Here is a 6,000-nt window from a genome sequence, read left to right as displayed (position 1 = left end):
GAGGAGGTCGCGATTGTGGAAATTGTCTGAACTAAGATTTCTAAGATTGAAGGATGATAAGATAGGCAAATCCTACAATCTTTTAATCCTGAAATCTTAGTTCAGACAGATGGAAGCAAGAATAAAATATACGGATGATAAATCAATCAACTGGTTTTTGAGTTGTAAGGATTAACGAAAAATCGTAGCTTTAGAAAACAATTTTAAGCGATGTCAAAAAAAGAAATTAAAATACGAAATTGACAAGGTTTTAGACGGTTTCTCAGATGAGGCTTTAGCAGAACTTTTAGCTTTTTTAAAAGAACTGGATTCGAGGAAAAATGGAGCCATTAATCTATCATCTTCATTGTCAAAAATCCTTTCTGAAGATAAAGAACTGCTAACAAAACTGGCTCAATGATTTCTACAAAGGAAGTTTAAGATATTCATAAAACTCTTATTCATCTTTTTGGCGGTTCTGATGGAATAAGAGATTTGTCAGCTCTTGAATCATCTTTGTCTCTTAACTTTGAAAAACTATGGTTGGTCGATTTTTTTCCAAATAAAAATTTATCATGAAACAAGTTACATTGCACATACCCGAAAATAAAATCCCTCTCTTTATTGAATTCGCTAAGAGCATTAGTTTTATAAAGAGAATTGAGGTAAAGGATGAAGATGAAGCCCTAACCAAAACACAGGTCTTAAGTGGTGTCAGGCAAGCGGTTAAGGAAATGAACTTAATAAAAGCTGGAAAACTAAAGGCGAAGGATGCGAGGGAGCTTATCAATGAGTTATAAGATAAAAACCATACCCAATTTTGATAAAGCTTTGAAACGCCTTTCCAAAAAATATGCATCATTGAAAGGTGAATATATAGCCTTGCTCGACAGCCTGGAAGTGCAACCGCAACAAGGTGTCAACCTTGGAAACAACTGTTATAAAATACGCATCGCCATTGCTTCCAAAAATAAGGGAAAGAGTGGAGGCGCAAGGATTATCACTCATGTGCTTATAAGAGATAAAACTGTTTTTCTGCTGGATATCTTTGATAAATCTGAACAAGATAATATCGGTGATAAGGAGCTGGTAGCGCTCATTAAAGGAATTAAATAAAAAACTTTCCAAAAGACCTATAAAGCTTTCAAAACCTTATAGGTCTATAAAACCACTGCTCTTTCAAACAATTTATATTTTCGGCAGTTTGTATCCGTTATGATATTCCTTCATCAGGTATTTTTTATTAACCGCCTCATCATTAAATTGTTCCTTTTCAGCATTCCATTCCAGTTTTTTACCGCTCCGGAAGGCAATATTACCCATCTGCGCTACCGTGGCCACCTGAGCTGCGGCCTGCACGGGGCAATGCAACTCATCCATCTTTCGTGATTTCACTACACTGATGAAATTTTCCCAATGCTTGTCGAGCCCGTTATCTACTGATGGCGCAAAAGGTTTTATCACCTTATTTTTACTTTGCTTTTCTTCAATCACTTCCCAGCCGCCGCGGTTTACAACAAGAGTTCCATTGTTTCCGATAAAAGCAATGCCGTGGTCGCGTCCGTAAGGCCCGTTATCAATGCCCATGGCAGAATCCCATACCATATTGAAATTATCAAATTCGTAAAGGGTAGTAAGCGTGTCAGGCGTTTCTTCATATAAATCAGGATAGGCAAAACGGCCGCCCAGCGCTGCTATTGATTTTGGAACCGGGAACTTCATGCCTATCAAGCCGTAATCTAAAAGATGTACGCCCCAGTCGGTCATTAAACCACCTGCATAATCCCAAAACCACCGAAAATTAAAATGAAACCTGCTTGAATTGAAAGGCCGTGTGGGTGCAGGCCCCAGCCATGTTTTGTAATCTACTCCTGCAGGAGGCGCCGTATCAGGAACAACTGGTCCCGGCTTCATCCAGCCCTGGTAGCAAAATACTTTTACCGTCCGGATATTGCCCAGTACACCGCTTTGAACGTAATCAACTGCATCTTTGAAATGCTGCTGGCTGCGCTGCCACTGGCCCACCTGCACCGCTTTATTATATCGCTGTTGCGCTTTCACCATTTCCCGGCATTCGCCAATTGAATTGCCAACAGGTTTTTCACAATACACATCTTTTCCTGCAGCTACAGCATCCATCATTATCAACGCATGCCAATGGTCGGGCGTGCCCACTACCACGATGTCCACATCTTTGTTGTCCAATAATTTGCGGTAATCATCATAAATTTTTATTTTGCTCGTATCAATATTTTTCTTCTCCAGTTCTTTCAATCTTCTGTCAATAACATTTCTGTCTACATCGCAAATAGCCACAAGATTTACCCCAGGTATTTTTAAGCCTGAAGTAACATCAGCCCATCCCATACCGTTTACCCCTACCGCGCCAATGTTTAGCTGATCGCTGGGAGCAATGCGGTTTTTCAAAATTGCAAATGCACTATTGTCAAGGGCAGAGGCCACTAACGCTCCGCCGGTGAGCATAGCTGAGCTTTGTAAAAATTTTCTTCTTGAATTCATTCTCAATAATTTTTTATGGTAAATTTTCTTTTGATAACAATCTATAAATATAGGTATTATCAGCCTAACAGAAGACGGTGAAATAAAAAATTCAATTACTATCAACGCTTTAATATATTTTAATTTGTATTTTAGTTTTTAATTAAAAAAATGAGATTATGAAACAAATATTGTCTTTATTGATCGGAAGCTTTTTAACATGCAGCCTGCAGGCACAATTGGCCAATACCAAATGGCAGGGAAAATTGGATATCCAGGGCGGAATGGATGTTGTTTTTAATTTTGGAAAAGACACCGTGGACGCTGTTATTCCTGAAAGTGGCGAAAATATTGAAGCCAGCTTATATACCCTGACTGATTCTGTGCTGACTTTTCAAAAACTGTATGGAGGAAGCCAGTGCGACACTACTGTGGGAAAGTACAAATATGTGATCACCGGAAACGAAATGACGCTTAGCTTAATTTCGGATAGTTGCTATGACAGGGCAACGGCCATCGGCACAATGAAATTGGAAAAGAAAGAATAATATTTTCAGCAATCAGCCTAACGGTCAGCAGAAGGGCAAAAAATCCTTATTTTTATTTTACTCGTTATAACGGTAATGCATACGCGTAACTGAGTTTTATTTTTTAAAATTAACTTCGCTTCAAATTTTTAAAATGAAATTGTCAATTTACCAGGCCGATGCATTTACTTCCGAATTATTTGGTGGAAATCCGGCAGCGATATGTCCGCTTGAATCATGGCTGCCAGATGAGCTGATGCAAAAAATTGCGCTTGAAAATAATTTATCTGAAACCGCTTTTTATGTCAGAAAAGATGATGGCTTTGAAATAAGATGGTTTACGCCTGCGGCTGAAGTGGATTTATGCGGCCACGCCACGCTGGCATCTGCTTTCATTCTTTTCAATTATGAAGGATATGATAAGAACGAAATTATTTTTTCCACTTTAAAAAGCGGCAATTTAAAAGTGACCAAAAACGGCGATCTGTTAACGTTAGATTTTCCGAAAGATCATTTGGAAAAGATAAATCCTTCTTCCGAACTTTTAAATGCGTTTAATATCCAACCGCCTGAGGCTTTTAAAGGCAAAAGCAAATACATGTTGGTTTACAAAAATGAAGATGAAATTAAAAATATAATCCCTGATTTTAAGGCGATTGCTGAATTAGCGCGCGGCGGCGTAATTATTACCGCTCCGGGAAAAAATGTCGATTTTGTTTCCAGATTTTTTGCACCGTACCTGGGTGTTAATGAAGATCCGGTAACGGGTTCTGCACATACCGCTTTGATTCCCTACTGGGCGCAAATAACAGGAAAGGACGAACTTTCAGCCATTCAGTTGTCGGCAAGAAAAGGATATTTAACATGCAGAAATAAAAAAGACAGGGTGGAGATAAGTGGTGAATGCAGGCTTTACCTGAAAGGCGAAATATTTCTTGATTAATCGGATTTTTTATTTCTTTTTTGGAAAAAAATTTGCATCTATTTATCAGTTTTCTATCTCTTATTCGTTTTGCTTTTTTGATCAGCGAGGCCAATTTTTTCTGAATGAATAATTGCCTCAGCGCTGTGCCTGAAATAACAACAAGGAACCGAAAGATTCTCCATTTCTTTTAAGTGATCAAGGGCCTGCTGTTTTTTTCTTTTGCCGACCTGCCTTATATAAACAGCAAATATTTTTCCGGGAAAATGTTTTACAACAGATAAATAAATGCTTACGTCGATCTGCGTATCGTCACCCAACAATACAAATTGCAAATGGGGGAAATCTTCAATGATGCGCACGATCCTTGCAAATTTAGTCATCAAATTTGTAGAACCTGTTTTCCAAAATTGCTGCAAGCCTTTTATTTTACTTAGTAAAAAAATTCCTTTGGGCATGCTGTTCACTTGTGCAAATTCAGTGATCAAACTATACAAATTCCATTCGCTTCCGGAAACATAAAAAAAAGGATTCTGGTTCTCAGCCACCCGGTTATGCCGCGCCAGCAATTGATAATGTTTTACCACACCTTTAAAAGGTTTCCGGCTATGAGCGTTTTTAGTAAAAAGAACATATAATTTTCGCCTGAAACGCGCGGAGTAAGAAATCAAAAAGGTGTCGTCGATGTCAGAAATAAATCCATGTTGCGAAGGATACGGAACATAGATTTCGCTCACGCCTTTTATCCTCCGGTGCCTGTATTTCTCTTCTTCGAGCGTCACTTCTATTTTTTGCCATCCTTTGACAACGGGTATTTCAGGAAAAAATTCAAATTTGAAAAAGCCATCTTCCTCGGCGGTAGCATAGTAGGTCATTTCCTGCCATTCAATTGAAATTTTTGCTCTTGAGTAAGGAATTACCATGAACATTCTAAGCATCGAAAATAAATTCACAAGCCAGTTCGGGCGATACGTTTTGCGTGGAAACGGACTTAATTTTAAAACATGGCCCATCACCACTATTTTTTTTTCGTTGCCATATCCATGATACACTTTGACCACCGGGTGATGATTCAGCCTCAACAAAAAGAATATTTTTCTTTTTATTTTTTTCCACAGGGAAATTTTTTGTGCAGATTCTGAATGTATCTTCATTTTCAATTCAAAAAATATGGATGCAAATTCCCGCTTAAATATATTGTTTATTATCAATCCTGGTTCCGGGGGAAAGAAAAAAATTCAATGGGAATCAGTGATCCGTGATCATTGTAAGCAACTTTCTCTCCAAATTGAATTCGTGATGCTTAAGGGAAAAAACGACGAAGAGTTGGTTCGCAGCCGGATCAAAGAAATAAAGCCGCAAAAAGTAGTAGCCGTAGGCGGAGATGGAACTATTTCTATGGTCGCTTCGCTATTGATGGGCACTTCCATTCCTCTCGGCAAGCTGCGCGGAGGCTCGGCGAACGGGATGGCAGCAGAATTGGAAATACCCACCGACAGTTCAGCGGCGCTTGATATTGTTATTAATGGAAACGCCCGTCCTTGTGACCTGATTCAATTTGATAAAAACCGGTTTTGCATCCATCTGAGCGATTTGGGTTTGAACGCAAGGCTGGTAAAATATTTTGACAAGAGCGCTATCCGCGGAATGTGGGGCTACGTAAGGTTTTTAATAAAGATCCTGCTGGAAGGCAAACCAGTAAAAGCACATATCCGGGTGGATGATATGGAGAAAAATATTCCTGCCTACATGATCGTATTTGCCAATGCTTCCAAATATGGAACCGGCGCCAGCATCAACCCGGATGGCGCTGTTGGCGATGGAAAATTTGAGCTGGTCGTTGTCAGGGAAATATCTTTTGTAGAATTTTTAAAATTGTTTTTAAAGAAAACAACGTTCGATCCTAAAAAAGTAGAAATCATCCAAACTACCCGGGCAGTGGTCACTTTAAAACAAAAAACGCATTTCCAGGTGGACGGCGAATATATCGGAAAGATCAATAAAATAACCGCCTCGATTGTTCCCGGCGCTTTGCTGGTGATAGCTCCCGACCGGGCAAAAAATGGAAAATAA

Annotated in this window: 7 protein-coding genes; 5 read left to right on the top strand and 2 right to left on the bottom strand. The window is 39.1% G+C overall.

The window, feature by feature from the left end:
• The first annotated feature begins 554 nt into the window (after nucleotides 1-554).
• Together EFY79_RS18305 and EFY79_RS18300 are read left to right on the top strand one after the other, a co-directional pair.
• Complete coding sequence (locus tag EFY79_RS18305; protein ID WP_123122187.1) at nucleotides 555-779, top strand: hypothetical protein; 225 nt, start codon at nucleotides 555-557, stop codon at nucleotides 777-779.
• Nucleotides 769-1,095: a type II toxin-antitoxin system RelE/ParE family toxin gene (locus EFY79_RS18300; protein WP_123122186.1), complete on the top strand. Its 327-nt coding sequence runs from the start codon at nucleotides 769-771 to the stop codon at nucleotides 1,093-1,095. Before EFY79_RS18305 ends, EFY79_RS18300 begins: the two co-directional genes overlap by 11 nt.
• Before the next feature lie 72 nt (nucleotides 1,096-1,167).
• On the opposite strand, the gene EFY79_RS18295 is transcribed toward EFY79_RS18300, so the two are convergent.
• Nucleotides 1,168-2,499, bottom strand: coding sequence for a Gfo/Idh/MocA family protein (locus EFY79_RS18295; protein ID WP_123122185.1), 1,332 nt, complete (start codon nucleotides 2,497-2,499; stop codon nucleotides 1,168-1,170).
• A gap of 158 nt (nucleotides 2,500-2,657) precedes the next feature.
• On the opposite strand from EFY79_RS18295, the gene EFY79_RS18290 reads away from it, so the two are divergent.
• Complete coding sequence (locus EFY79_RS18290) at nucleotides 2,658-3,026, top strand: hypothetical protein (protein WP_123122184.1); 369 nt, start codon at nucleotides 2,658-2,660, stop codon at nucleotides 3,024-3,026.
• Nucleotides 3,027-3,159: 133 nt separating this feature from the next.
• Entirely contained in the window at nucleotides 3,160-3,948 is a 789-nt protein-coding gene (locus tag EFY79_RS18285; protein WP_123122183.1) for a PhzF family phenazine biosynthesis protein, read from the top strand.
• Between the two features lie 53 nt (nucleotides 3,949-4,001).
• Here the strand turns inward: EFY79_RS18285 and EFY79_RS18280 are convergent, their stop codons facing one another.
• Nucleotides 4,002-5,081 (bottom strand): App1 family protein, encoded by a 1,080-nt coding sequence (locus tag EFY79_RS18280; RefSeq protein ID WP_123122196.1) that lies wholly within the window; start codon nucleotides 5,079-5,081, stop codon nucleotides 4,002-4,004.
• 16 nt (nucleotides 5,082-5,097) lie between these two features.
• On the opposite strand from EFY79_RS18280, the gene EFY79_RS18275 reads away from it, so the two are divergent.
• Nucleotides 5,098-6,000, top strand: a complete 903-nt coding sequence (locus EFY79_RS18275) for a diacylglycerol/lipid kinase family protein (RefSeq protein ID WP_123122182.1) — start codon at nucleotides 5,098-5,100, stop codon at nucleotides 5,998-6,000.

Origin of the sequence: Hanamia caeni, assembly GCF_003721595.1 — a bacterium.
Taxonomy (GTDB): Bacteria; Bacteroidota; Bacteroidia; order Chitinophagales; family Chitinophagaceae; genus Ginsengibacter; species Ginsengibacter caeni.
The sequence above is the reverse complement of the archived record's forward strand: the minus strand, read 5'-3'. Positions and strand labels throughout refer to the sequence as shown.